This window comes from Bifidobacterium intestinale (assembly GCF_023656765.1).
GTDB classification, from domain to species: domain Bacteria; phylum Actinomycetota; class Actinomycetes; order Actinomycetales; family Bifidobacteriaceae; genus Bifidobacterium; species Bifidobacterium hominis.
The window spans coordinates 47,625-72,322 of sequence record NZ_JAMOKR010000004.1 but is presented as its reverse complement, the minus strand read 5'-3'; the positions used below and the strand labels follow the sequence as shown (position 1 = coordinate 72,322).

The 24,698-nt window shown below is 55.3% G+C and carries 18 protein-coding genes and 1 pseudogene; 11 read left to right on the top strand and 8 right to left on the bottom strand.

The window, feature by feature from the left end:
- Positions 1–3 precede the first annotated feature (3 nt).
- The 8 genes from NBH13_RS06250 (at position 4) to acnA (ending at position 11,916) form a co-directional block, all read left to right on the top strand.
- Positions 4–2,013 carry a dipeptide ABC transporter ATP-binding protein gene (locus NBH13_RS06250; protein ID WP_250779309.1) on the top strand — a complete coding sequence of 670 codons (2,010 nt, stop codon included), beginning with the start codon at positions 4–6 and terminating at the stop codon, positions 2,011–2,013.
- Positions 2,014–2,090: 77 nt separating this feature from the next.
- Positions 2,091–2,951: an exodeoxyribonuclease III gene (locus tag NBH13_RS06245; protein WP_250779308.1), complete on the top strand. Its 861-nt coding sequence runs from the start codon at positions 2,091–2,093 to the stop codon at positions 2,949–2,951.
- 117 nt (positions 2,952–3,068) lie between these two features.
- Positions 3,069–3,899, top strand: a complete 831-nt coding sequence (locus tag NBH13_RS06240; protein WP_180753393.1) for a DUF3710 domain-containing protein — start codon at positions 3,069–3,071, stop codon at positions 3,897–3,899.
- A gap of 26 nt (positions 3,900–3,925) precedes the next feature.
- Positions 3,926–4,672, top strand: a complete 747-nt coding sequence (locus NBH13_RS06235; RefSeq protein ID WP_099571288.1) for a DUF3159 domain-containing protein — start codon at positions 3,926–3,928, stop codon at positions 4,670–4,672.
- Positions 4,672–5,937 (top strand): class I SAM-dependent RNA methyltransferase, encoded by a 1,266-nt coding sequence (locus NBH13_RS06230; RefSeq protein WP_250779306.1) that lies wholly within the window; start codon positions 4,672–4,674, stop codon positions 5,935–5,937. The genes NBH13_RS06235 and NBH13_RS06230 overlap by 1 nt, the downstream gene beginning before the upstream one ends.
- Before the next feature lie 2 nt (positions 5,938–5,939).
- Entirely contained in the window at positions 5,940–6,521 is a 582-nt protein-coding gene (locus NBH13_RS06225) for a type 1 periplasmic-binding domain-containing protein (RefSeq protein ID WP_250779305.1), read from the top strand.
- 136 nt (positions 6,522–6,657) lie between these two features.
- Positions 6,658–9,144, top strand: coding sequence for an HAD-IC family P-type ATPase (locus NBH13_RS06220; protein ID WP_250779304.1), 2,487 nt, complete (start codon positions 6,658–6,660; stop codon positions 9,142–9,144).
- Positions 9,145–9,213: 69 nt separating this feature from the next.
- Positions 9,214–11,916, top strand: a complete 2,703-nt coding sequence (gene acnA, locus NBH13_RS06215) for an aconitate hydratase AcnA (RefSeq protein ID WP_250779302.1) — start codon at positions 9,214–9,216, stop codon at positions 11,914–11,916.
- Positions 11,917–12,004: 88 nt separating this feature from the next.
- On the opposite strand, the gene NBH13_RS06210 is transcribed toward acnA, so the two are convergent.
- Positions 12,005–13,384, bottom strand: coding sequence for an MATE family efflux transporter (locus tag NBH13_RS06210; RefSeq protein ID WP_154035285.1), 1,380 nt, complete (start codon positions 13,382–13,384; stop codon positions 12,005–12,007).
- Positions 13,385–13,501: 117 nt separating this feature from the next.
- Positions 13,502–14,149 carry a sugar O-acetyltransferase gene (locus tag NBH13_RS06205; RefSeq protein WP_099571282.1) on the bottom strand — a complete coding sequence of 216 codons (648 nt, stop codon included), beginning with the start codon at positions 14,147–14,149 and terminating at the stop codon, positions 13,502–13,504.
- Between the two features lie 165 nt (positions 14,150–14,314).
- On the opposite strand from NBH13_RS06205, the gene NBH13_RS06200 reads away from it, so the two are divergent.
- Positions 14,315–15,394 (top strand): AraC family transcriptional regulator, encoded by a 1,080-nt coding sequence (locus NBH13_RS06200; protein WP_350446137.1) that lies wholly within the window; start codon positions 14,315–14,317, stop codon positions 15,392–15,394.
- A 69-nt stretch (positions 15,395–15,463) separates the two neighbouring features.
- On the opposite strand, the gene NBH13_RS06195 is transcribed toward NBH13_RS06200, so the two are convergent.
- Genes NBH13_RS06195 through NBH13_RS06185 form a run of 3 tightly spaced genes read right to left on the bottom strand, consistent with a single transcriptional unit; the run spans position 15,464 to position 19,013 of the window.
- Positions 15,464–16,753 (bottom strand): ABC transporter permease, encoded by a 1,290-nt coding sequence (locus tag NBH13_RS06195; RefSeq protein ID WP_250779300.1) that lies wholly within the window; start codon positions 16,751–16,753, stop codon positions 15,464–15,466.
- Entirely contained in the window at positions 16,740–17,984 is a 1,245-nt protein-coding gene (locus tag NBH13_RS06190; RefSeq protein ID WP_250779299.1) for an ABC transporter permease, read from the bottom strand. The genes NBH13_RS06195 and NBH13_RS06190 overlap by 14 nt, the downstream gene beginning before the upstream one ends.
- 30 nt (positions 17,985–18,014) lie before the next feature.
- The gene (locus NBH13_RS06185) at positions 18,015–19,013 is read right to left on the bottom strand and encodes an ABC transporter ATP-binding protein (RefSeq protein ID WP_099571279.1); all 999 of its coding nucleotides are present in this window, start codon (positions 19,011–19,013) and stop codon (positions 18,015–18,017) included.
- A gap of 232 nt (positions 19,014–19,245) precedes the next feature.
- On the opposite strand from NBH13_RS06185, the gene NBH13_RS06180 reads away from it, so the two are divergent.
- Together NBH13_RS06180 and NBH13_RS06175 are read left to right on the top strand one after the other, a co-directional pair.
- Complete coding sequence (locus NBH13_RS06180) at positions 19,246–20,595, top strand: sensor histidine kinase (protein WP_250779298.1); 1,350 nt, start codon at positions 19,246–19,248, stop codon at positions 20,593–20,595.
- Complete coding sequence (locus NBH13_RS06175) at positions 20,595–21,254, top strand: response regulator transcription factor (protein WP_250779397.1); 660 nt, start codon at positions 20,595–20,597, stop codon at positions 21,252–21,254. Before NBH13_RS06180 ends, NBH13_RS06175 begins: the two co-directional genes overlap by 1 nt.
- A 43-nt stretch (positions 21,255–21,297) precedes the next feature.
- Here the strand turns inward: NBH13_RS06175 and NBH13_RS06170 are convergent, their stop codons facing one another.
- From NBH13_RS06170 to NBH13_RS06160, 3 genes and pseudogenes are all read right to left on the bottom strand, one after another.
- Entirely contained in the window at positions 21,298–23,409 is a 2,112-nt protein-coding gene (locus NBH13_RS06170; protein ID WP_250779297.1) for a GmrSD restriction endonuclease domain-containing protein, read from the bottom strand.
- A gap of 52 nt (positions 23,410–23,461) precedes the next feature.
- Positions 23,462–23,698 (bottom strand): annotated as a pseudogene (locus NBH13_RS08775) (response regulator transcription factor); the annotation flags it as partial.
- 446 nt (positions 23,699–24,144) lie between these two features.
- Positions 24,145–24,564, bottom strand: a complete 420-nt coding sequence (locus tag NBH13_RS06160) for a nuclear transport factor 2 family protein (RefSeq protein ID WP_099571277.1) — start codon at positions 24,562–24,564, stop codon at positions 24,145–24,147.
- Between the last annotated feature and the right edge of the window lie 134 nt (positions 24,565–24,698).

Below are 24,698 nucleotides of genomic sequence, written 5' to 3'. Positions count from 1 at the left end.
TCGATGACTGAAATGAATACCGAAAACAAGCTCGAGGCCATGCAACGCGCCAACGGTCCGCTGCTGGAAGTCAAGAACCTCCAGGTCGACTTCACCACTGATGATGGCCGGCCGATACATGCGGTGCGCAACTCCTCTTTCAGCGTATACCCGGGTCAGTGGGTGGCTATCGTTGGTGAGTCCGGCTCCGGCAAGTCCACGTCCGCTATGGCAGTGCTTGGTCTGCTTCCAGGCACAGGCCATGTGGTCGGAGGATCCATCAAGCTTGATGGCGAGGAAATCTCCGGTTACAAGCGGAGGGATTTCGACAAGTTGCGCGGCAACAAGATGGGTCTTGTCCCGCAGGATCCGATGAGCAACCTGAATCCGGTGTGGCGTATCGGCACCCAGGTGAAGGAGGCGCTGGTCGCCAACAATATGGATATCGCCCATGAGAAGCGTTCCTCGCTGTCGAAGGCTCTCGCCGATGCTGATGTCGAGCTTAAAAACAACGACGATGAGACTTTCCTTGGCTCCAAGGATCTTCCGGAGCTGTTGTCCGCGGCGAAGGAAGCGCTGTCCAAGATCGGCAAGACCGGCGACGACTTCGACAAGACCGTGGCATACTTCGAGTCGGAGTGGGTCCCGGGATCTGAAACGCGTTGGCGCGTGGCCGACGACCTGATCAAGGCCGGCGTGGCCGAGGATGACGCTTGGTACATCGCCAAGAAGTATGTAATCGGCTCTACCATGGACGACCGCATCGCAGGTCTTCTTTCTGAGGCAGGTCTGCCGGATGCCGCCACTCGTGCACGCCAGTATCCGCACGAGTTTTCCGGTGGTATGCGCCAGCGTGCGCTCATCGCCATCGGCTTGGCATGCCGTCCGGAACTGCTGATCGCCGACGAGCCGACCTCCGCGCTTGATGTGACCGTGCAGAAGAAGATCCTTGATCACCTGCAGATGCTCACCGATTCGTTGGGAACCGCAGTGCTGTTCATCACCCATGACTTGGGCTTGGCGGCTGAGCGTGCGCAGCACATCGTGGTCATGTACAAGGGACAGGTCGTTGAGTCCGGCCCATCTCTGGAAGTACTGCAGCATCCGCAGCATCCGTACACCAAACGACTGGTGTCGGCAGCGCCGTCGTTGGCCTCGCAGCGCATCATCTCCGTCAAGGAGCATGGTGGCGATGCCAGCCGTGTGATGGAACACAAGGTGAATGAGGATTCTCTGAAGACCGGCGAATCCATCATCACGGTGAATCATCTGACGCGCGAGTTCAAGCTGCCGCGCAAGAAGGAGATGTTCAAGGCCGTTGACGATGTGAGCTTCTCCGTCAAAAAGGGTACCACGCTGGCGATTGTGGGCGAATCCGGTTCCGGCAAGTCCACGGTGGCCAACATGGTGCTGAAGCTGCTTGAACCGACCTCAGGCACCGTCACCTATGAAGGCAAGGACATTTCCGGCTTCCAAGGCAAGGAATTGCTTGACTTCCGCCGTCACGTGCAGCCGGTGTTCCAGAATCCGTATGGTTCGCTTGACCCGATGTACTCCATTTACCGTTCCATCGAAGAACCACTGCGCATCCACGGCATTGGAGACAAGAAAAGTCGTGCTGCCCGTGTGCGTGAGTTGCTCGATATGGTGGAACTGCCGGGGTCTGTGCGTTTCCGCTACCCGAACGAGCTTTCCGGTGGTCAGCGACAGCGCATCGCCATCGCACGAGCCATGGCTCTCGATCCGGACGTGATCGTCTGCGACGAGGCCGTATCCGCTTTGGACGTGCTGGTACAGGACCAGGTGTTGCGATTGCTCAATGACCTGCAGACGGAAAAGGGACTGAGCTACCTGTTCATCACCCACGATTTGGCGGTTGTGCGCCAGATTGCCGATGAGGTCGTAGTGATGCAGCACGGCAAACTTGTGGAGCACGCCACCACTGACGAGGTCTTCGAGCATCCGCAGAAGCAGTACACTCGTGATCTGCTTGACGCCATCCCCGGCGGCAAGCTGCAGCTCGGTCTTGACTGATCCGACCGATATGTCTCAAAATAAAGCCTTCGGCATTGCCGGAGGCTTTTCTTGTATTCCGGCTACTCTAGGACGCTATGACGATCACTATCACAACCTCTAATGTGAATGGAATCCGCGCGGCGAAACGCAAAGGCATCGAGGAATGGGCGGGTCGCAACACTCCCGACGTATGGTGCATGCAGGAAGTACGTGCTCCGCAAAACGAAATCGATCCCATCTTTGACGAATTCGGTTTTGAATATTCGACTGCAGGCCGTATCGCTGATCAAAGTGAATTGCATCGCATGAACGAGATCTGCCGCATCAAAGGGCGTGCCGGTGTCGGTCTACTGTCGGCATTGCCTGTTGCCGAACGGCGGTATGGCTTGCCGGGACTTGATGAGGATGTTGATTCTGGACGCTGGATCGAAGCGGACGTGCAAACTCCGCAAGGCTATGTCGTTACCGTGGTTTGCGTGTATGTGCATGCGGGAAATACCGATGATCCGGAAAAAATGAAGCAGAAATACCGTTTCCTCGACACCATGCTGGTACGTATGGAGCAATTGCGCGATGAAGCTGCACATGGTGGGAAACAAGCGGTGCTGTGCGGTGATTTCAATATCGCGCACACGCCGCTCGACATCAAAAACGCCAAAGCCAACGAAACGCATGCCGGATTTCTCCCCGAAGAGCGCGCATATGTCGACAAATGGCTGGGAGAACTGGAATTTGTGGATGTGATGCGTGATCTCGCCGGAGACATCCAGGGACCGTACACATGGTGGAGTCAGCGAGGTCGTGCATTCGACAACAATGTCGGCTGGAGAATCGACTACCAGTTCGCAACACCGGAACTTGCGGAAACGGCCTGCGGATTCATGATCGATAAGGCTCCGACCTACGACCTGCGCTGGTCCGATCATGCGCCGCTCAGCATTATGTATGACATTTAAGCCACTGTTTACCGTGCACAGACTGGGAATTGGAATATCACACCCCGATTCCCAGCCCATATTAAGCATGGGTGCTAGGCTAGTCACGGTTGCAAACGTTATGAAATGAGGAACATCATGGGATTGTTTGGATTCGGTAAGAAGAAGCGTCAGAGCGAGGAAGCTCTTGAAGCGTCCGCCGAAGAAAACGAAGAGGCTGTCGACGCAGCTGAAAATGTTGACGAAGCTCAGGAGGGCGTGGCGCTTCCGAAGCCTTCCGCTGAATACGAGGGTCGCGGTGACAAGCATGGTCCGTGGGACGTGGAAGATGAGAACGTTCCTGATTACGACGAGTACCTCGATATGGGATCATATTATCTGCCGTTCCTGAAGGGCATTGAATTGCGCGTGAAAGCCAACCGTGCCACTCAGCAGGTTCTTGGCACCACCATCACCTATGGTTCCTCCAGCGTGGAGATTGAAGCGTTCGCGGCTCCGAAGACGCTCGGATTGTGGGATGACGTTCGCGCCGACCTGATTGAAGCCAACAAGGACGCGAAAGAAGTCGAAGGTGTGTTCGGCACCGAACTGGCATTGCCGGTCACCGTCAAAGGTGGGCGCAAGGTGCTTACCCGCATCGTAGGCGTCGACGGTCCGCGTTGGATGCTGCGTGGCATCTTCTCCGGCAAGGCCGCCACCGATCCTGAGGGTGAGGAAGCAAAGGCGTTGAACCAGTTCTTCGCCGATATTGTGGTGGAGCGAGGCGATGATCCGTTGGCGCCGCGCGACCTGATTCCCATGCATCCGCCGGTCGCTCCGGCCGAACGCAAGGCCGCGAAGGCCGCTGCGGAAGAGGCTGAGCAGAAGACCGAGATTCCAGGCAAGCCGAAGGGTCCATTCGACTCCGACCAGCAGGTTGAGGTCAAGACCACGCTGTCTCGTGGACCGATGTTCTCCGAAGTGCGCTGAGCCGCTCGAACCGATAACTAATACGTATGGCTGAAACCGAAGCAAAAAAACGAACCGGTCTTGGTGCGCTTGCCGATGCCGGTAATACTGACGATTTTTCCGTGATCGACGCCATTGGCGGTCCGAGAGGCGTCATCGAATCAATGCTGCCGGGCGTCGTGTTCGTGGTGTTGTTCGTCATCACGTCCAATTTGCAACTGACCATCGGCGTGTCCGCAGTGTTGGCCGTGCTGCAGGTGATCGTGCGCCTGTGCCAACGACAGTCCGTCATGGGAGCGGTATCAGGCTTGCTGGCAGTAGGTATCTGCCTGATTTGGGCATGGAACAGTCACGAGGCACGTAACTATTACATGTTCGGATTCCTGACCAACGCCTTTTACGTTATTCTGCTGACGATTTCACTGCTGGCCCGAGTGCCTGGCTTAGGATTGGTCATCGAGTTCATCAGAACGTTACCGACCGAACATTTTCGTGCCTGGCTTGCCGATTGGCGAGGTGACAAGGCGCTCAATCGCGCCTATACCATCATCACCGCGATGTGGATCGGGGTGTTCGCGCTGCGTCTGATCGTGCAGGTGCCGCTCTATTTCGGCAATCACGTCGGCTGGCTGGGAACGGCGCGTCTGCTGATGGGCATTCCGTTCTGGGCGCTCGCGATCTGGGTCTCGTATCTGATCGTGGCGACGCCAATGCACCGGCATAAGATGGTGCAGGAAGCTTCCGAGGACGATGCTGAGGCAGCACAAACCACCGAAATGAGGGAAGAACACTGATGGAAACAACCATCCGCATTGAACGGTACGCCGACCAAGGCCGTTGTGTCGGTCATATTGACGGACGTGTTGTGTTCGTGCGATTCGCATTGCCCGGAGAACTGGTCCGTGTCGCATTGGACGAGCCACATGATCGTGAGGATCGCTTCTGGACGGGCGAAGTGGTGGAAGTGCTCGAGGCGAGCGAAGACCGTACTGATCCAATATGGTCATTGGCAGGCCCCCTTGCCATGGGCGGTGGCGTCGGCGGCGCCGATCTGGTGCATGTGTCGCTTGCCGGGCAACTCAAGTGGAAAGCCGCGTCGGTTGCGGAACAGATGGCAAGACTCGGCCACGTTGATACGGAAGTGCCCATTGAGCGTATGCCGGAAGACGATGCGGAGCAAGGTCTGCATTGGCGTACTCGCATCGAGATGATCGCTGATGCAGATGGCCGTCCGTCGATGCGCCGTCGGGGCACGCATGTGCGCGTTCCGATTGATACCATGCCGTTGGCCAGCCGTAGGTTGCTGGAAGTGGCCGAGCGTGAGCATGTATGGGAGGGTGGCTTCGAGCCGGGTTCCCAGATTCGTCTATCCGTTCCGGAACCTCGCGATAATGCGCCGATTCCAGACAATTACGCCGTGCTTGTGAACGGTGAGGTGGTTGCTGGAAGCCGTGAGCTTACGGAAAAGGTGACTGTTGCCGGCCGTGCATTCGAATACAACGTGGATGCAGGCGGTTTCTGGCAGATGCATAGGCATGCGCCGATCGCTTTGACCAACCATGTGATTGATTTGGCACGCGGCGAGCTCGACGGCGCCAAATCCGCATGCCTGTGGGATTTGTATTCCGGTTCAGGTCTGTTCACGCTGCCGTTGGCTACGCTGACGGCGGAGCGCACTCGCATGTTGAGCGTCGAAGGCGGCAAAACCGCGGTAAGGAACGCGCAGCGTAATTTGAGGCACATTCATCTGGGCAACGTCGATGCACGTGTGGGCGATGTGGCGAAAACACTTGCCAACGTGCGCAATGATCTCGCCAAACCCGATGTGGTGGTGCTTGATCCGCCGCGTGCCGGCGCTCGTGCGAAAGTGTGCAGGCAGATTGCCGAAGCCGAAGCGAAAAGCGTGGTCTATATCGCATGCGATCCGGCAAGCCTCGCCAGAGATACTGCCACACTCGTGTCGCTGGGCTACGAATTGGCGGATATCCGCGCATTCGACATTTACCCCATGACCCATCATGTTGAGACTGTGGCGCTGTTCAGAAAGCACGAGCAGTGAGCATGCCGTTATTCGCACGTCGTGCGTTTTATGGAATGACCGCGATTGCGTTGCTTTGCGCGTCGCTATCTGGTTGCGTGCCGTCGAATGCCGCGGTGGGGGATACGCAATCTCCCGGTACCGCGGTGGCGCACTCCATGGAGGATCGTGACAGCCTGTCCATCGCCATGATTGGATCGGATGATGTCACTGCCGATTCCATGGCAATGGATGCCATGAAAGCCGGTAAGCTCAAGCCGGTGTACATTACCGTCTCAGGCACTGTGGACGCGCAATCCACCGCGCAGCAAGGCGTGCGTGACATGGCGCAACGCAAGGCCGACCTCATTGTCATCGCAGGAATCGACGTGGACAAAACCAATGCCGAAAACTGGAATGATGCTTTGGAAACCGCAAGAAAAGCGGGCGTTCCAGTGGCGCTTCTCGATCCTATCGCTGTGCCGGAAGACAACAAACTCTATGCGGCAACCATGACCATCAACGACCGCATGACCGACGCGACGCCGCTCGACGATGCGGTCGTGGCCGTAGCCAACAACGATCCCCACGACCGTGAGATGCTGGTGACTACAATCGACCACTGACATGGCTCTGTGCCTTGCCTACGTGAGATGGATGCCAAATCAGTGCTCGGCGAGTACCCTGAAAATTCCCTGATTTTTACCTGTGTTTCACAAGAAGTTGACCAGAAAACGGGACTGTGACGGTAGTCTGGCAATTATGAGCGAAAGTCGAACAATGCCTCCCATCGAAGAGACGGGGCTAACACAAGGCGAAGTGATCACCCTCAAAAAAAGCGGACTGGATAACACAGTCAAAGCATCGACTTCGCGTTCTCTTGTCGACATCGTGCGAGCCAACGTGTTCACCCTGTTCAACGGTATCATTTTCGCCGCCATGGTCATGGTACTGATCACCGGTTCGTGGAAAGACGCGGTGTTCGGTCTGATCATCATCATCAATACCGGCATCGGCATCTGCACCGAACTGAAAGCCAAACGTACGCTTGACAAACTATCGATTCTGGTGGCCTCCGATTACCTTGTGCATCGCGACGGCAAAGACGTTGAAGTACCACACAACGATATCGTGCTCGGTGATCTCATGTGGATCCGCTCCGGCGAACAGGTACCCGCGGACGCACAGATCGTGCACACTTGGGGACTGGAACTGGACGAATCCATGCTCACCGGCGAATCACGGACCGTACGCAAAGGCGAAGGCTGCGACATTTTCTCCGGATCCACCGCCATCTCCGGCATGGCATTGGTGAAAGTCACCGCCACCGGGGAACACAGCTACGCAGCCAAACTTACCGCACAGGCAAAGGTCTACAAGAAAACCGTATCCGACCTAAACAAGGGCATCAATACGATTCTGAAATTCATGACCTTCCTGGTGGTGCCGCTCTGCGTGCTGCTCATCTGGTCGCAGGTACGCACTGTTGGCGGCTGGAATGCGGCCATCTCAACCGGTGAATGGCGTTCCGCAGTTATTTCCGCAGTGGCCGGTGTGGTCGGTATGATCCCTGAAGGCCTGGTGCTGCTCACCTCGCTGAATTTCGCGCTCGCAGCCATTCGTTTGGCACGTAAGAACACGCTGGTGCAGGAGCTGGAATCCGTGGAGACTCTCGCTCGTGTGGATTGCCTGAACCTTGACAAAACCGGTACTGTCACCGACGGCACCATCCGACTTGATTCTGTGGAATTGCTGGATATTCGAAGCTCCGGCACTATGTGCGGCAACGTGAATGAGCATGACGTCAAACAGGCTCTATTCGACCTATCGAACGAAGGACAGCCCAACGGTACAGGACAGGCGATTCTGTCTGGACTATGGGAACAGGGATTTGCGGATGGCACTGTCGAGGCACGAGTACCGTTCTCGTCGGCACGCAAGTGGAGTTCGATCTATGACGGCAATGCAGTATGGACGATGGGTGCGCCGGAAGTCATTCTTTCCCAAATCAACGGCGACCATGCCGACATACTCAGGCAAGTCAATGATTTCGCCAACGACGGCAACCGTGTGCTTCTGGTCGCGCGAATCGACGGTGCGGCACCCGACGATTACGAAACCGATCCAAAACTCAATCCGGCATCGTGCCCTGTCGCATTGGTGTGCTGTTCCGAACATATTCGTGCCGACGCCGAAGAAACGCTTGCATGGTTCCGTGAACAAGGCGTGCGTTGCCGCATTATCTCCGGCGACAATCCTGTAACCGTCGGCGCGATCGCAAGAAAAGTGCATCTGACCGGCGAACATGAACCACGATTCATGGACGCGCGTGAGTTGCCTGCCGACATTACGGAACTGGCGCAAGTACTGGAAAACGTGGATGTGCTTGGGCGTGTGCTGCCCGATCAGAAAAAGGCGATCGTGGAGGCGTTGCATGCGGGTGAGCATGTGGTGGCGATGACCGGCGACGGCGTGAACGACGCGCTCGCCATCAAAGAGGCCGATCTGGGTATTGCGATGGGCAATGCTGCGCCCGCCACCAAGGCCGTGGCACAGGTGGTGCTTGTCGATTCGAAGTTCTCACATCTGCCCGATGTGGTGGCGCGAGGGCGTCAGGTTATGGCCAATATGGAACGTGTGGCAAGCCTATTCCTCGTGAAAACCGTGTATTCCGCACTGATTTCGTTGGGTGTGGTGTTGACGCAGATGCCATTCCCGTATCTGCCTCGCCACATCACATATGTGGGTGGATTGACGATTGGCATGCCGGCATTCATTCTTGCGTTGGCTCCGAACACGCGTCGTTATATTCCAGGATTCCTGAAACGCGTGCTGCATTTTGCCGTGCCCTGCGGTGTGGCGGTCGGATTGTCGATTTTGTCCACGTCGTGGCTGCTGCCGATATTCATGAAGTGGAATGTGCAAGATTCGGGTGCGCAGTTGGCGATGCTGCGTGGCGTCAACGCGATTATTCTGCTCATGATGGGAGTGTTCGTGCTTGCGCGGGTGGCAAAGCCGCTGCATTCGTGGCGTGGCATATTGGTATTGGCCTTTGCCGCAATTGGATTCGGGGGCGTGCTCGTAAAACCGGTGGCGAATTTCTTCGCGCTGGTGGTGCCGACCGGGCAGATGCTGGCTGCGACGACGGTGGCAATGGTGCTTTCGGCGCTCGTGTTCTTGGTGTGTTTGCGTTTGGTGCCGAAAATTCTGAGTATTGTCCCATACTTTAAGAAGACACGCCAGAGCTGAATTAACTTGACTGTATCGTAGGCAACGAATAATCAGCTGTGTTATACAGCCAAGAAGCTCGGAGGTAGCATGTCTGTGCGCGACGACCAGCTCGACACCTTGAAGGTGGACGGCAAGGATTATGAATATTACCGCATCGCAGATCTGCCGGGCATCGATCATCTGCCGTATTCGTTGAAGGTTCTCGCCGAGAACCTGGTACGTAACATCGATGGCGCCAACATCACGGATGATCATGTCAAGGCACTGTTGGATTGGAATCCGGCTGCACAGCCGAGCCATGAGATCCAGTTCACCCCGTCCCGTGTGGTCATGCAGGACTTCACTGGCGTGCCCTGCATCGTGGATCTCGCCACCATGCGTGACGCGGTCAAGGATCTTGGGGGAGACCCGGAGGTCATCAACCCGCAGGTACAGTCCGACATGGTCATCGATCATTCCGTACAGATCGACAAGTACGGTATCGCCGACGCGGTCGAACAGAACATGGACATCGAATACCAGCGCAACGGCGAACGTTACCAGTTCCTGCGTTGGGGTCAGCAGGCATTCAAGAACTTCCGCGTGGTACCGCCGGGAACGGGCATCATCCACCAGGTCAATATCGAATATCTCGCCAAGGTCATCATGACCAAGGTTGAAGAAAACAGCGGCAAGACTCTTGCCTATCTTGATTCCTGCGTGGGTACCGACTCGCACACCACCACCGTCAATGGTTTGGGCGTACTTGGCTGGGGCGTTGGCGGCATTGAGGCCGAAGCGGCCATGCTTGGCCAGCCGATTTCCATGCTGGTGCCGCGTGTCGTTGGTTTCAAGCTGACCGGTTCCATTCCTGAAGGCGTCACCGCCACTGATGTGGTATTGACCATCACCGACATGCTTCGTCAGCATGGTGTAGTCGGCAAATTCGTGGAGTTCTATGGCGAGGGCATCGCCTCCGTTCCGCTGGCCAACCGTGCCACCATCGGCAATATGGGTCCGGAATTTGGTTCGACTTGCGGCATTTTCCCAATCGACGGCGTCACGCTTGACTATCTGCGTTTGACCGGTCGTTCCGAAGAACAGATCGCGTTGGTCGAAGCGTATGCCAAGGCGAACAAGCTGTGGGGCGACACCACTGATCCGAACTACGTCGAACCGCAGTATTCCGAATATCTGGAACTCGACCTCGGTACTGTCGTGCCGTCGATCGCGGGACCGAAGCGCCCGCAGGATCGCATCAAACTGTCTGAATCCAAAGCGAAATTCGCCGAAACATTGCCCGCGTACGAAACGGACAAGACCGTGCAGGAGCCGGTTGCCGTTTCCACCGACTTCCGCGGCGACTTCGACATCACCAACGGTGATGTGGCGATTGCTTCCATCACCTCGTGCACGAATACGTCCAATCCGTCCGTGATGATCGCAGCCGGTCTGATTGCACGCAACGCGCATGCCAAGGGTTTGAAGCCCAAGCCGTGGGTCAAGACCTCGCTCGCACCGGGCTCTCAGGTTGTGGCCGACTATCTTAAGGCGGCTGGCTTGCAAGACGATCTCGATGCGCTCGGTTACCAGCTGGTCGGTTTCGGCTGCGCCACCTGCATCGGCAACTCCGGCCCGCTGCTGCCGGAAATCTCCGAAGCCATCAACGCCAACGATCTGACCGTCACCTCAGTGCTGTCAGGCAACCGCAACTTCGAAGGCCGCATCAGCCCGGACGTCAAGATGAACTACCTAGCATCCCCGCCGCTCGTCATCGCCTATGCGCTCGCAGGCACCATGGATTTCGATTTTGAAACCCAGCCGCTTGGCAAGGATTCGGACGGCAATGATGTGTATCTGAAGGATATCTGGCCAACCAATAGCGAAGTCGCCTCCGTGGTGGATGGTACCGTCAGCCGTGAGATGTTCCTGAAGGATTACGCTTCCGTATTCGAAGGCGACCGTCGTTGGAAAGGACTTGACGTTCCGGAAGGCGAACTGTTCGCATGGAATGAGGATTCCACCTACGTGCGTAAGCAGACGTTCTTCGATGGCATGAAGGCCACTCCGGACCCCGTCGAAGACATTCATGGCGCCCGCGTGCTCGCGCTGCTCGGTGATTCCGTGACCACCGACCATATTTCTCCGGCCGGCGCGTTCAAAGCTTCCAGTCCTGCTGGCAAATACCTGACCGACCGCGGCGTCGAACCGAAGAACTTCAACTCCTATGGTTCCCGTCGAGGCAACCATGAGGTCATGGTACGTGGCACGTTCGGCAATATCCGACTGCGCAACCAGCTGCTTGCATCTGTAGGCGAGGAGGTCACTCCTGGCGGCTTTACGTATGATTTCCTTGACCAGAAGCCGGCCACGATTTTCGAGGCGTCCCGTGACTACATCGAACATGATGTACCGTTGGTGGTGCTCGCAGGCAAGGAATACGGTACCGGCTCGTCTCGTGATTGGGCCGCCAAGGGAACCGTCATGCTGGGTGTCAAAGCCGTCATCACCGAAAGCTTTGAACGTATCCACCGTTCGAACCTGATCGGCATGGGCGTGCTGCCGTTGCAGTTCCCCGCAGGCGAATCCTATGAGAGCCTTGGTCTTGATGGCACTGAAACATACGATATTTCTGGTGTTGAAGGGCTTAACGATGGCGTCACTCCGAAGACGGTTCATGTCACTGCCACCCATGGTGACGGTTCCACGACCGAATTCGATGCGGTCGTGCGCATCGACACTCCTGGCGAGGCCGACTACTACCGCAACGGAGGCATCCTCCAGTACGTGCTGCGCAATCTCATGAAATAAATATCAAATGATTGAGATCGGCAAGTGACAAAGCCCGTGTCGCACTGCGCAATGCAGTATGACGCGGGCTTTGTTGATGTCGGATTGTTCATGCGTTTGATACTGCGGCGGAATCGGTTTGTCGCGTCACATTGTTGACCCAACGATACTTCCGATAATGCAGCAAAGCAGGGATCATCTTGAGGCATTCATCGGTATTCAGCAAAGCATAGACCGCCAATACCGGCAGCTTCCACACGAAAGCCGCCAACAGACCGACCGGTACGACAATCAGCCACATAACGATCGCATCGCAGACAAGTCCGAACCGGGAATCGCCTCCGGCAGGGAAAATGCCGGCGATAGTCAGATTCGTCATGCACCCGCATGCAGCATAATAGGCGCAGATGAACAGCATAACCGACAGATAATGCGTGGCCTGCGGCGTCAATCCCGCCCACTGCAACGCCAAAGGACGTACCGCGATAATCAACAGGCCGGTTCCAACGCCAACTGCCGCCACCAGTACACAGAGCCTATCGCCCATAACCTTCGCCTGATCGAAAGCATTGCGGCCAAGCAGATTACCGACAAGAATGCCGCCCGCATTGCCAAGGCCAAGACTCAAACAGACCAACAGATCCTTGACGATATTCGCAATGGAATTGGCCGCCACCGCATCCGTACCAAGATGACCCATAATCACGGTGTACATGGTGAAACCGCAACCCCAAACCAGCTCATTGCCCAGCACGGGCAGACTATACTTCCAAAAATCCTTCTGCAACGCCACATCCGGATGCAGCATCATCGACAACCGCAAATGTGGGCGACCATTGCGGCTGGCTACAAGCACAGACCACACCAGTTCGATAGCTCGGGAAATCACCGTGGAAATCGCCGCGCCGAAAATACCTAATGCAGGTAAACCGAACCAACCATAGATCAGCACCGCGTTCAGCGCAACATGCACGATCACGCCAACCGTGCTTATCGTCATTCCGGTGACCGCCGCACCCACATTCTTCATCAGGCACAAATACATCTGAGACAAACCGATGAACAGGTACGAAACCGACGAAACCCGCAAATACTGTGAGCCGATAGCAATCAGCGTTATGTCGTTCGTCATAATCGACATCAACGTTTCCGGAATGAGTAGCGTCAATGCGAAAAACACCAGCGACAATCCGCCGGCATACAGCATGATGAACGCCAATACACGTTCGACGGCATTCGTGTTGCCCGCACCCCAATACTGGGCCACCAGAATACTCATGCCAAGCGTGAGCGCGGCAAGACACAAACTGAAAATGAACTGGAACTGTGTGGCAAGAGACACTGCCGACAGCTCATTTTGACCAACGTTCGTCAGCATAAGAGTGTCGGCGCACGATGACAGCGCCAGCATTAGTTGTTGAAACGCGATGGGCAGGGCGAGCGTCAACGTCTGTCGAAGAAACTCGCGCCAAGTGATGGAAGATTGCATGATGATGTGAGAATGGTTGGTGCGTGTAGGAAATGTACGAGAAATACATTGATGGGGTGTGGTCGATGATAGCCAATGCCCGCACCCGAGTGAAATTGCGGTGCGTGAACTAACGATTTACTGAATCGAACCCTTCCAAGCGCGATATTCCGCTGCCTTGCCTTCCCAATATTCGCGGTCGGCATCGGTGATCTCACGGATCACGTGACATGGATTGCCGACTGCCACCGAATGCGAAGGAATATCCTTGACCACTACCGATCCCGCGCCGATCACCACATCGTCACCGATGGTAATGCCGGGGCCGACCACCACATTGCCGCCGAACCAGACATCATTGCCGATGGTGATCGGGCGTGCACCTTCCGGCCCAGAGGAACGTACGGCCGCATCAATCGGATGATACGGCGTGTACAGGCCCACGCGAGGTCCGAAAAAAACGCGGTCGCCGATGGTGATGCGTGCCACATCAAGGAAAATGCAATCCATATTGGCATAGAAATTCTTGCCGATGAACGTGTTGCATCCATAATCGCAATTGAACGGTGGCTCTACGAATCCGCCTTCTCCAAAGGCACCGAACAATTCGTGAAACAGCTCGTCACGTTCCTTGAACGCGTCGTACTTGGATGTGTTGATGGCCTGCACCAAGCGACGTTTGCGCATATTCGCGTCATGCTGTTGTGGACTATCGGCCACATACAGTTCACCGGAGAGCATGCGCTCCCACTCATCTGCCGCTGGCTGCTTTGCAGTATCTGCCATGGTAATGCTCCTGTGTTATGAGTCGTGCGATAGCATGCCGCACGCCCCTTCTGGTCAATAATGGTCTTACGCATATCATTCAATGGCATGATTGCCCGGCAACACAGTATCTGCCTGTATTATCGTTCCCAGAATTTGCATTATTTACCGAAATGGTGGAATACAGTGGTGAATGATATGGCATGCGATATGACCGTGACGCAAGCAGAAAGCGCGGCAACAGGCGGTTTGAACGTTTCTTGTGTATGCATGCCGATCACTGGATGGGGACGTTTGCCCAATGGTGCGGAAATGGTGCAATACGACGCTCCGATGTTCTTCTCATTCACCGAGCATTCGTTATTGAGCCAATATCCGAACATGCGTGCGGAATGCCATTGGCATATCGATTTCGAATTCACTTACATTATGCGCGGCCATATGTGGTATTTCGTGAATGGCGAAACAATCCGCCTCGATGAGGGGCAAGGCATATTCGTTAACTCGCGACAACTGCATTACGGTTTCACCAAAGACAATGCGGAATGTGAATTCTCATGCACATTGCTCAATCCCACGCGAATGGGCGCGCCCAATGCGGTATACGAACGATTCATAGCGCCGATTCTGGCGGATTCATCAATGCCATATATCGTGTTCGATACCGACAGCGAATATGGTAATGCGTTGGTTGACGGCATCAGACGAATCCATCGCGCGAAATTCGGCTGTTCGACATGCAACGAACATCCGGCGTTGTCTGGTCCGGTTTCTTCTGAATTCGTTTCATCCGAACCGGTTGACATGCTGTATAGAAAGCTGTGGTCCGATAGTGAATCGTTGACTGTACTGAGTTGTTTCTATGCCATGGTACGAGCATTGACGGCGTTTGCGGAGGAACGAGAAGGGGATGGTTCTCGTGTTGGTGGCGTTGATGAGGCGAAAATTGCCGCGCTGCGCAGCATGATTGATTATGTGCAACAGCATTATCATCAACGGGTTACGTTGGCGCAGATTGCTGCTGCGGGGTGTGTGGGACGCACGCAATGCGCGGTGTTGTTTCACGACATGGTTGGGCAGTCGCCGATTGAGTTTGTGAATGATGTGCGCGTTCGCGCTGGCGCTGAATTGCTGGCGACCACGCAATTGCCGGTTGCGGAGATTGCGGTGCGGGTGGGATTCTCACGTTCGTCGTTTTTTGCGCGAGTGTTTCAACGATATATGCATGTTACGCCATCGGCCTACCGCAGAAGCATGCGCAGATAAACGCGTTTTGCGGTAGGCCGACGGGGTGCGTGATCAGCGCAATGCTGAAGACATATGTGATCGCCTATGTTATTTGGCGAGTTGTGTGGTAGCGGGGGAGGCGAGTGTTGGCCTTGTACGTCGGATGCGTCCAAAAGTGAGGCCAAGACAGATAAAAGTCACTCCGAACAGTGCCACCAAGCCAATGGATGATGCCCATAGGCCGATATTCACGCCGGTGGATGCTGCGGTGCCAATGCCGAACACCTGATCGATTGACGTGCAGAACCACCATCCAGGCAACAGCTTGCCGATGGTGATCATGGGATCCGGCATCATGTCCGTAGGAAATGACATGCCGGAGGTGAACATGACCAGCAGAGCGAACACGTTGACGAAGCCATTCGTCGCCATTTCGTTGAAGCCTGTCGATCCCAGCAGAAAGCCGCATGCGATCGCCATGAACGTGTAAGTCAGCAGCGACACGAATGCCAGTCCGACATTTATGATGGTGAGCCCGTCAAAGGAGACTCCGGCCAACATCATCAGCAGAAACGTTACCGCAGTGTAGGCCACGCATACCAGCAGACCGAACGCTCCGCATGTCAACATTTGCGGCGCTTCCAACGATACCGTGTGTGCGGACGACGAGTAGAGTCTGCGCCTGATCTCACTGTCGTTGAACGTGCTGACCACCAGGAACGTGCATATCGGCATGACCAGCAGCAACGGATACAGGCCGGTTTTGATCGTGCCCGCGAATGCCGACGCACCCGGTTTGGCTATGCTTTCATCTTCGGAAGGCGAAGACACCACGGCGATATGCGATTGTTTCGTATCGTCGTTGGCAATATCCAATACCGTTGTCATGGCTGTGCCGAGTTCGCGTTGCGATTGCGGCAGGCCAAGATAGGAGGTACGCGTCAAAGAAAGGAATTCGTTGACTTCCAGCTGGGCCAGGGATCCAGCGCCGGAAGCATAGCTGACCACGGTGTCAATGGTTGGCTGCACATCCGTGCCGCCGTCAGCGTACTGCAAATAGTGCTCGGCGAAACCGTTTGGCACAATCGCAATCAAATCAACATAATTCGATGCGACAGCCTGCTGCAATGATACGGAATCGTCGTCAATGCCGACCATCTCACCATCCAAGGCGAGATAGGAACGCAATGATTCCGCCACATGCTCAGCGTTGTTATCACGGTCGATCACTGCGATACGGGCTGCTTTCGGCTCATACGTCGACGATCCGGTAGCTGAGGAGCCTCGCATGATCTGCCAGCTGATGGAGAGCATCATCGTGCCGATCAGCACCAAGTAGATGATCACATATAATTTGCGTGCCTTGAGAATGCGCATCGCAGCTTTACAGGTGTTCATAACGCTGCCTCCTCAGCAGAACGGTCGCCACGGCAAGGCAGACCAGGCTCATTGCAGCCAGCACGCCCACCGTGGTGAGGAACGGCAGGAAACTGTCGTAATACAGAATGTCGTAGAACAGGTTCGTTACCTGCTGTGCCGGATTCAATGTGCTCAATATGGGCGCGTGCTGCGCTATCTGATCGCTCAGAGCCATGGCGAACGAACCATACAAACCGGAAAACAGTGAAAGAATGCAAGCCAGAGCCGTGCACAATCCCTGCTTGGCGCTTGTGGAAAGACCCGGCAACGCACCGATTAACGTGCCAAACGCGCTCGTGGCGAACGATGCCATCAAACATGCGCACAAACCTGCCCATTCACGGCCGCCAAGGGAGATCTGACAACCGAAACGGATGTACAGCATGGCTACGGTCAGACTCAGGAACGAGCAGATCCAACTGGCAAGGAAACCGGCAAGCAACTGCTGCGATTTCGGCAAGGGAGCGACGGAACGTCGGATGCCAAGCGCCGAAAGATTCGCCTGTGCCATCGACACCGCGTTCACGGCGAAACTCATGGCCATCATCGCAGCCATGCCAAGCAGTGCGTAATAGTAGCGTGCGGTGCTGCTCGGTTTGAAATTCGTCAACTGGATTTCTTTCGTGAACCCGCTTGACGATCCGATACTGCCTGTGAATGCGTCATCCAACAAAGCCGACGGATTATGCTGCGCGGTATTCACCACCACATCGTTGTTGCGATTGTACAAGTCTACGATATTGCCCAATACCGTCAGGGAAATGTCCAAGCCGCTGCTTGACGCCATCACATCCGTGACGGACGATTGCGTGGCCTGCGAAATGGCCAACTGCAGTTTCCCTTCGCCGTCGACGGATAGCGCGCCTTGCGCCTTCCCGACGGAAAGCAGCTGATTCGCGGCCTGCACTGAGCTGGTTTTCGTGGCCGTGATGAGCTTCGGCATGGCACCATCATCACTATCAGCCTTTTTATGATCGTCGTCGGCGTCGGACGAAATGCCGTCAACCAACGTTTGTGCGCCAGGGGAGGCGCGCCAAGCGTCATTATCGACCACGACGACATCGATCGTGTGCAATTCGTAGCTTTCCGCGATATTGCCGAACATGCCGTTGAACATGGTCGCCAGAATGATGGGAAAAGCGAACAGCCAGAACAGTTGCGACTTTTCCCTGAAATGAAGTTTCAGATTGACCAGCAGTGTCTGCAGCATAATGCCAAACCTTTCAGATCATGGTTTCCACTAGTCGCGCAACGCGGTGCCGGTCAGCTCGAGGAACACGTCGTTCAGCGTCGGCTGCCGAGAGGAAAGATGCCCGATATTCGTTCCGTTGGTTTTCAGCAGCGTCAGCACGTCAAGAAGATTGTGGTCGCCTCTGCGGCAGCGCACCGTCAATTCGTGACCGTCATAATCGGCGCCGACCACACATGGCAGCGCTCTCAACTCTTCCAACGTCTTCCTTGTGCCGGACTCATCGTGAGCACCGCCCAAGTCATCGGTTTCCACACTGATACGTTCTCCGGTGTCGATCATCTTCTTCAACTCGTCGGCGGTGCCCAATGCCAGATGCCTGCCATGATCCATGATGAGAATGCGGTCGCAGATCTGTTCGACCTCCTCCATGTAGTGGCTCGTGTAAATCACCGTCGCGCCTTCGCGGTTAAGCCGCTGAATGCCTTCCAGAATCGCATTGCGGCTCTGCGGGTCGACGGCGACGGTCGGCTCGTCGAAGAAAATCAGATCCGGCTTATGCGCCACACCGCATGCGATGTTCAATCGACGAAGCAAACCTCCCGACAGTTTCGAAGGACGGAACTTGCGGTAATCGCGCAAGCCCACGAAATCCAGCGCATCCTCAACCAGCGCATGACGGCGTGCCCTGTCAGGCACATACAGCGAGCAGAAATAATCGATATTCTCCTCAACCGTCAACTCATTGAACACAGCCACATTCTGCGGCACAATGCCGATGCGGCGTTTCAGCGCATAACTAGTCGGGCCAATCGGTTCGTCAAACACACGTACCGTGCCCTCATCGAACGTCAACAATGCGAGAATGCAGTTAATCGCTGTGGTCTTGCCGGAACCGTTCGGTCCAAGCAAACCGAAAATCTCACCTTCACGCACGTCAAGGTCGAAATAGTCAAGTGCCAGCATATCCCCATACCGTTTGACCAGCTTCGACACCTTGACCGCGCTGCTGGAGCTCTCACCTGTTTGCCTTTCCGTACGCTCGCTCATCGGCTCTCCTTACCTCGCATGTTCCAACAGCGATAACCGCCGTTTACGATATGATTCCATTGTCTCCGACCAAACGGCGACGACATGGTGTCTGAGGTCATAAACCTGGCGCAACACAGCCATATGGAAGATGACAAATGTCACCTTCGTGGCAAAGATGGCCCGCAACGGCGGCAACGTACACTACGCTGGTAAGACATAACCACAAGAAGCGTCGACGATGGAGGAAGGCATGCGGCGATTATTGCTTCAAGCCATATTCCTCACGTTCGGGCTGATCGCAAACCTGTATATCGTCGGAGACGTATCGGCTGAACTGGTATGCGGCGCGTTGCTGGGCATATGCTGTGCCTCGGTAGGGGAATACGCGCGCTCGTCGGCATGGACCATCGCCATACTGTTGATGTTGGATTGCGGCGCATGCTTCACGCCATCATGGGGCGCGATGATGCCGGTTGCCGCATACAACGCGGCCATGCTGCCCGCCATATCACAGAACGTCGAACAACCCCGTGCGGGACGGAACCATGCCGGCTTGCGTTCGCAATTGCTGAGCATGCCACAATACGATGCGATGCAAATCACGACGGTCATCGCACGATGGGCGTGGATCATTCCCGTAGTGGCGACCTTGGTCCGTTGCCGTAATGCAGGCGCGCATGCGGATGATATGGGAGCTGCATTCATCGCCGTACTGATGGCATTGCATATAGTGTTGGGATTCATGGTTGGCCTGTTGTGTGCGCGCAATGTCACGCTCACCCGGCAGAACAAGCGGCTTCAGGATTCCAAACGTGACCAGATCCGCCGACTGCGTTCGCAATTGGCGGAAAGCGAGGAAGATCGCGCCGCATCGGTTCGTGTGGCCACGCTCGCGGAGCGTACACGCATAGCGCGCGAGATTCATGACAATGTCGGCCATATGCTTACCCGGGCCATCATGCAGTCCGAAGCGGCTCAAGTGGTGGCTCAGGTTTCTGGCCGGGGGCAGGCGGCTCAAGGGTTCGCGCAGATTCACGACACGGTGGGCGAGGCGATGACGTTGGTGCGGGGCGCGGTGCATGATCTGAAAGACGAAGGCATGGATTTCGTGGCGCAGATTGAGGCGTCCGCGCATGGTTTGGACGATTCCAGTACAGTGAACGTCACCTTGAGCAACGGCATCGATGCGGCTCCGGCTGCGGTGTCACGCTGTTTCGCCACGACGATTCGCGAGGCGTTGAACAATACGATTCGCCATAGTATGGCGCGCAATGTCGATATCACCTTGCGTGATTTTCCTGCGTTATGGCAGCTGCGCATACAGGATGATGGCGCCCTGTGGAGCGATGGCTCCCAAGGAAACATCAACGGTATGATGGGGGAGTCTTCCGCTCGTTTTCGCCAGTTCCATGATGCCGCGCGTACGGCGACGATGCGTGATGCTTCAGGCATTGGATTGGCGGATATCGAGGAGCGTGCGCGGGCGCTCGGCGGTACCGCGGTGTGCGGCCCGTATCATGAGGGGTGGCGGGTGTTCATGTCCATTCCCAAAACGGACGATGATGCGGCAGCGTCCGCAACAACGAAGGAGAACGTATGATGCGAGTCGCAATCGTCGATGATGATCCAATTGTATGCTCGTCGCTGTCCACGATTCTCAAAGCGACAGGCACGGCCGATATTGCATGGACGGCCTATGATGGCGAAACCGCGGTAGGGCAGTATGAAGAAGATAATCCGGACGTGCTGCTGATTGACGTGCAAATGCCGGTTATGGACGGTCTTGCCGCGTCGCGAAAGATCATCGACGCCCATCCGAATGCGAAAATCCTGATACTTACCACATTCGCGGACGAATCGTACATCGCTGAGGCGTTGGAAATCGGCACCAAAGGCTACCTGATCAAACAGGATGTCTCATCGGTGATTCCCGCAGTGCAGTCGGTGATGGCCGGACAGGTGGTTATGGGAGCGCAGGTGTTGCGGAAACTGCATGTCAATAAAGCGAGTCAGACGCAGCGTCACGTTTCGCAAGCTGGCGATAACGGGGAAAATTGTTTTTCCGGTCGTTTCGCGAATCTCACTGAGCGTGAGCGGGACGTGATGCAACTGGTCGCCGAGGGGTACGATAATCGTGAGATCGCTGCGAAACTGTTTTTAAGCGAAGGCACGGTTCGCAATCGTATCAGTGATATTCTCGCGAAAACGAACATTACGAATCGTACGAAACTTGCGGTCGAATGGCTCGCATGCCAATAGGAAACGTCGATAAACGGCAAACTCATCAAAACGAACAGCGGTTTCAGTGCTTGCGTAGGCGATAGGCCTTCCACACGTCGCTGAGCTTCTGGCCGTTCGACGTGCGCTTCCATACGGTTAATCCCGCCGAACTGCCGCCGACGGCGCGTGCGGCCGCGGTTGGCGTGGAATATTCGTTGCCGTCATCCATGCGCAGCTTGCCTTCCGCGGTGACGGTTGCCACCCAACGTTCGCCCTTGCGAGGCCGATCCCACACCAGCGTCTCGCCGGGAATGAGCAGACCAGCGGCGAGCACCTGCGCGATGGACACACGTTTGGACGTCGGCGAGGTGGACGTGTTCTTAACGCTCAACGATTCCTCGCTGAGCGTGGACAGATCATTGCGTTCGGCATCATAGCGGATATTCCAATAGTCGGCGATCAGACGAACGGTCTCATCCTGTCGATACTGCAAGGTTTGAGGCGTGCAGTCCGCGATATCGGCCAGCTCCGCGGTGAGTGGGAACCGTTTTGAACTCGATGACAGCAGCATGCGGTCACGACGGTCCTCATAGGAGGCCAATTCTGCGATCTGCTTGTCGTTGGCCTGGCTGAGCGCAAGATTGCCGATGCGGTTGGTCCAATGGTCGCGCGTCGCCTCAGGCCATGCGGCGAACGATGAATCGGAAGCCACCTGCTCCGGCATGATCGGCAACGCGTTGAGGCTACGTGGACGGATGATACGATGTCCGGCTCGCTGCTCGTTGGCGCGTACCAGCAGCAGTTTCTTCATGGTGGGACTGGTCTGCAACTCGCCACGCAGGTGGGCGAGCGCGCTGCGGCGGTCTTCGTCGGTGATGAGCAGTCCTCGTATTTGTTGGATGGTGTGGTTTTTGTCGAGGTCGCGAATGGTGCTGGCTGAGCGTGTGCGGCGGCTGAGTGGGGTTTGTCTGTTGAGACTATCCACACCGGTTGCGCGTTCCAGGGCCGCGAGTACGTCGTGGAGTCGTTCGAGGTCGTGCAGCTGTGGTTCTTCGAGGTCTTTTTTCGAGGTGCGTGTGGCTGTTGGCGCGTGTGTGCCTGGAGCGGAGAATATGCGTGTGTCGGGGTTGCCGAGGTTGCGTATGGAGTTGACGAGTGCCCACATGGCTACTGGTTTCCAGTCGGTGGTTTGGTAGTCGTTGAGGGATACGAGTTGGCCAATGATGTCATCTGGCAGGTTGGCATCGGTCGGATGGTCGATGATGCGCCAGGCGTTGGCGTAGGGGGCTAGCAGATCGTCGATGAAGGAGATGACGTTCTGTTTCTTGACGTACGGTTTGAGCACGTCTTTGCGGAATTCCTCAAGCAGTTGCGTGCAGACGGCTTTATGCGAGATGATGAGGTGGATATCGCTGAAGAACGCTTCGAGTGTTTGTGCGTCATCGCCGAGCGGGTCCATGATGTCGTCCCATCGGGAGGCGTAGGCGTTGCGTGCGGCTGGGGAGATTTCCGCGATGGTTCTTGCTTTGAATACGTCGGATGCGGTGAGGGGCACTCCGCGCATGTTCATGACGTCGAAGATGCGGTGTGCGCCGGCGAGGTCGTCGGTGGTTACGATGACGAGGGTGACTTCGTTGACGAGGTATGAGGCGAATGCGCGGCGGTCTTGGGTTGGCATTTTCGCGAGTTCGTCGAATACTTGTCTGGTGTTGATGGCGATGTTGCGTTGCGCGTACGATTCGATGTCGTTGTCGCGCAGGTCGAACAGTCCTTCCAGATCGCCTTCCTGCACGTACATGCGGAAGAAATTGGTGTCGCGTTCGCGTAGTTTGAGGCGTGGCTCGGCTTTGATGCCGCGTAGTTTGTCTCCCGGTTCGACGATGAGGTCGTTGAGGCTTTCGATGAGTTCGGGGTCGTCTTCCAGTTCGCGTAGTACGGAAATGATGATGGAAAGTGAGATGAGGCGTTGTTGTCCGTCGATGACCTGGTATTTGGTTTGTCCATCATGGACGAGTATTAGCGATCCGAGGAAATACGGTGTGTCCGGATCGTGGCATGCGTCCTGCAGATCGGTGACCAGTTGCGCGATGTTTTCCGTTTGCCAGGTGTACGCGCGTTGGAATGATGGGATGACGAATCGGTAATCCGAAGTGAAAATCTTGCCTAATGGTTTTTCCGTTGCGTTGATTGACATGGCGTTCCCCCTCGTTGCGTTGCTCTGTGTTCAAGTGTACGAGTGTGTGATGTCATAGTCGTGGCGGCAGGTTGGCGCGTTCCACTAGGCGGGCCATTTGCACGCGGCCCATGTAGAGTTTGTCTGCGGCTGATGAAAGATGCGCTTTGACCGTGCGTTCGGAAATGAACATTCTTTCACTGATTTCTGCATTTGCGAATCCTTCGGCCGCGAGGATGACCGCTTCACGTTCGCGCTCCGGCAAAGCGTCGAGCATGGCGCGTGCTTCGTCACGTCGGGACTGAGTCTGTTGCTGGTGCAGGTGAACACAGCGCTGATGCGTCCGGAGGAATAATCCTCCAAAATCAAACGCATCATCTGGCAGATCATCGGATCATCATCAATCACGCCGACGGTGATCGGCTGCTCGTCATGGTTACGCTCGGTGCTCACCCAACCCATGGTAGTCGCACATCAAGGTGGAAGACGTTATGTTGGTCAAAACCATATTGGCATGCTCCACCAGCTCTCCGAACACGTTCCGCCAAACTGGGAAGTCCAGCCCCCTTCCTTGGATTTGCCGTATCGGGATGAGATTGCGATATCGTCGGATTGCTGACATGCACATGCACTCCTTGTGAAGGATTCGCATTGACCTGCAACGTCACCGGCGTTCCAAGCGCATGTCTACGCGCATTGCTTTGCCTGTCCGTCCTAAATGTTTTCCGATAAAATGGACGCTATTGATTCCTAATATTAAAACCAACTTGCTCTTTCGTCCCTAAATTCGGGCAAGTCACTATGCTCATAAGGATTATAATTATTCAAATTGCAACCAAACTCTTTCAATGATTTTATTTTATTATCCTTTGTCCATTCAACCAGGGAAATTCCATCAAATTCCTCTATGCTCCCATTGTTCATTTCATTTTTGAAATACCACTCCACAATCGTCTGATTTCCTTTGTGGAAAAATTGTTTGATTTCCCAAGCAACGACTTTGCCACGAGTATTCCATTCCTGAAACCAGTGTTTTACGATTTGACGGTTATTATATTTTGGACTCCAACTTTCAGTATAAATTACATCTTCTGCAAAAATATTATCAATACCTAAATCCTGTTTTGTAAGCCACATTTCAAACCATAAGTGAATAATTCTTTCTCTTTCATTCACAATCCGGCACCTCACTAACTTCCGATTTTTCGGTTTCGTTCTACATCAAAACTATGAACAATTCAACCGTAGAAAGCGAGGTATCAAAACTTATGTATTACACCCAAGAACAGATAGACCGGGCGAACTAAGCT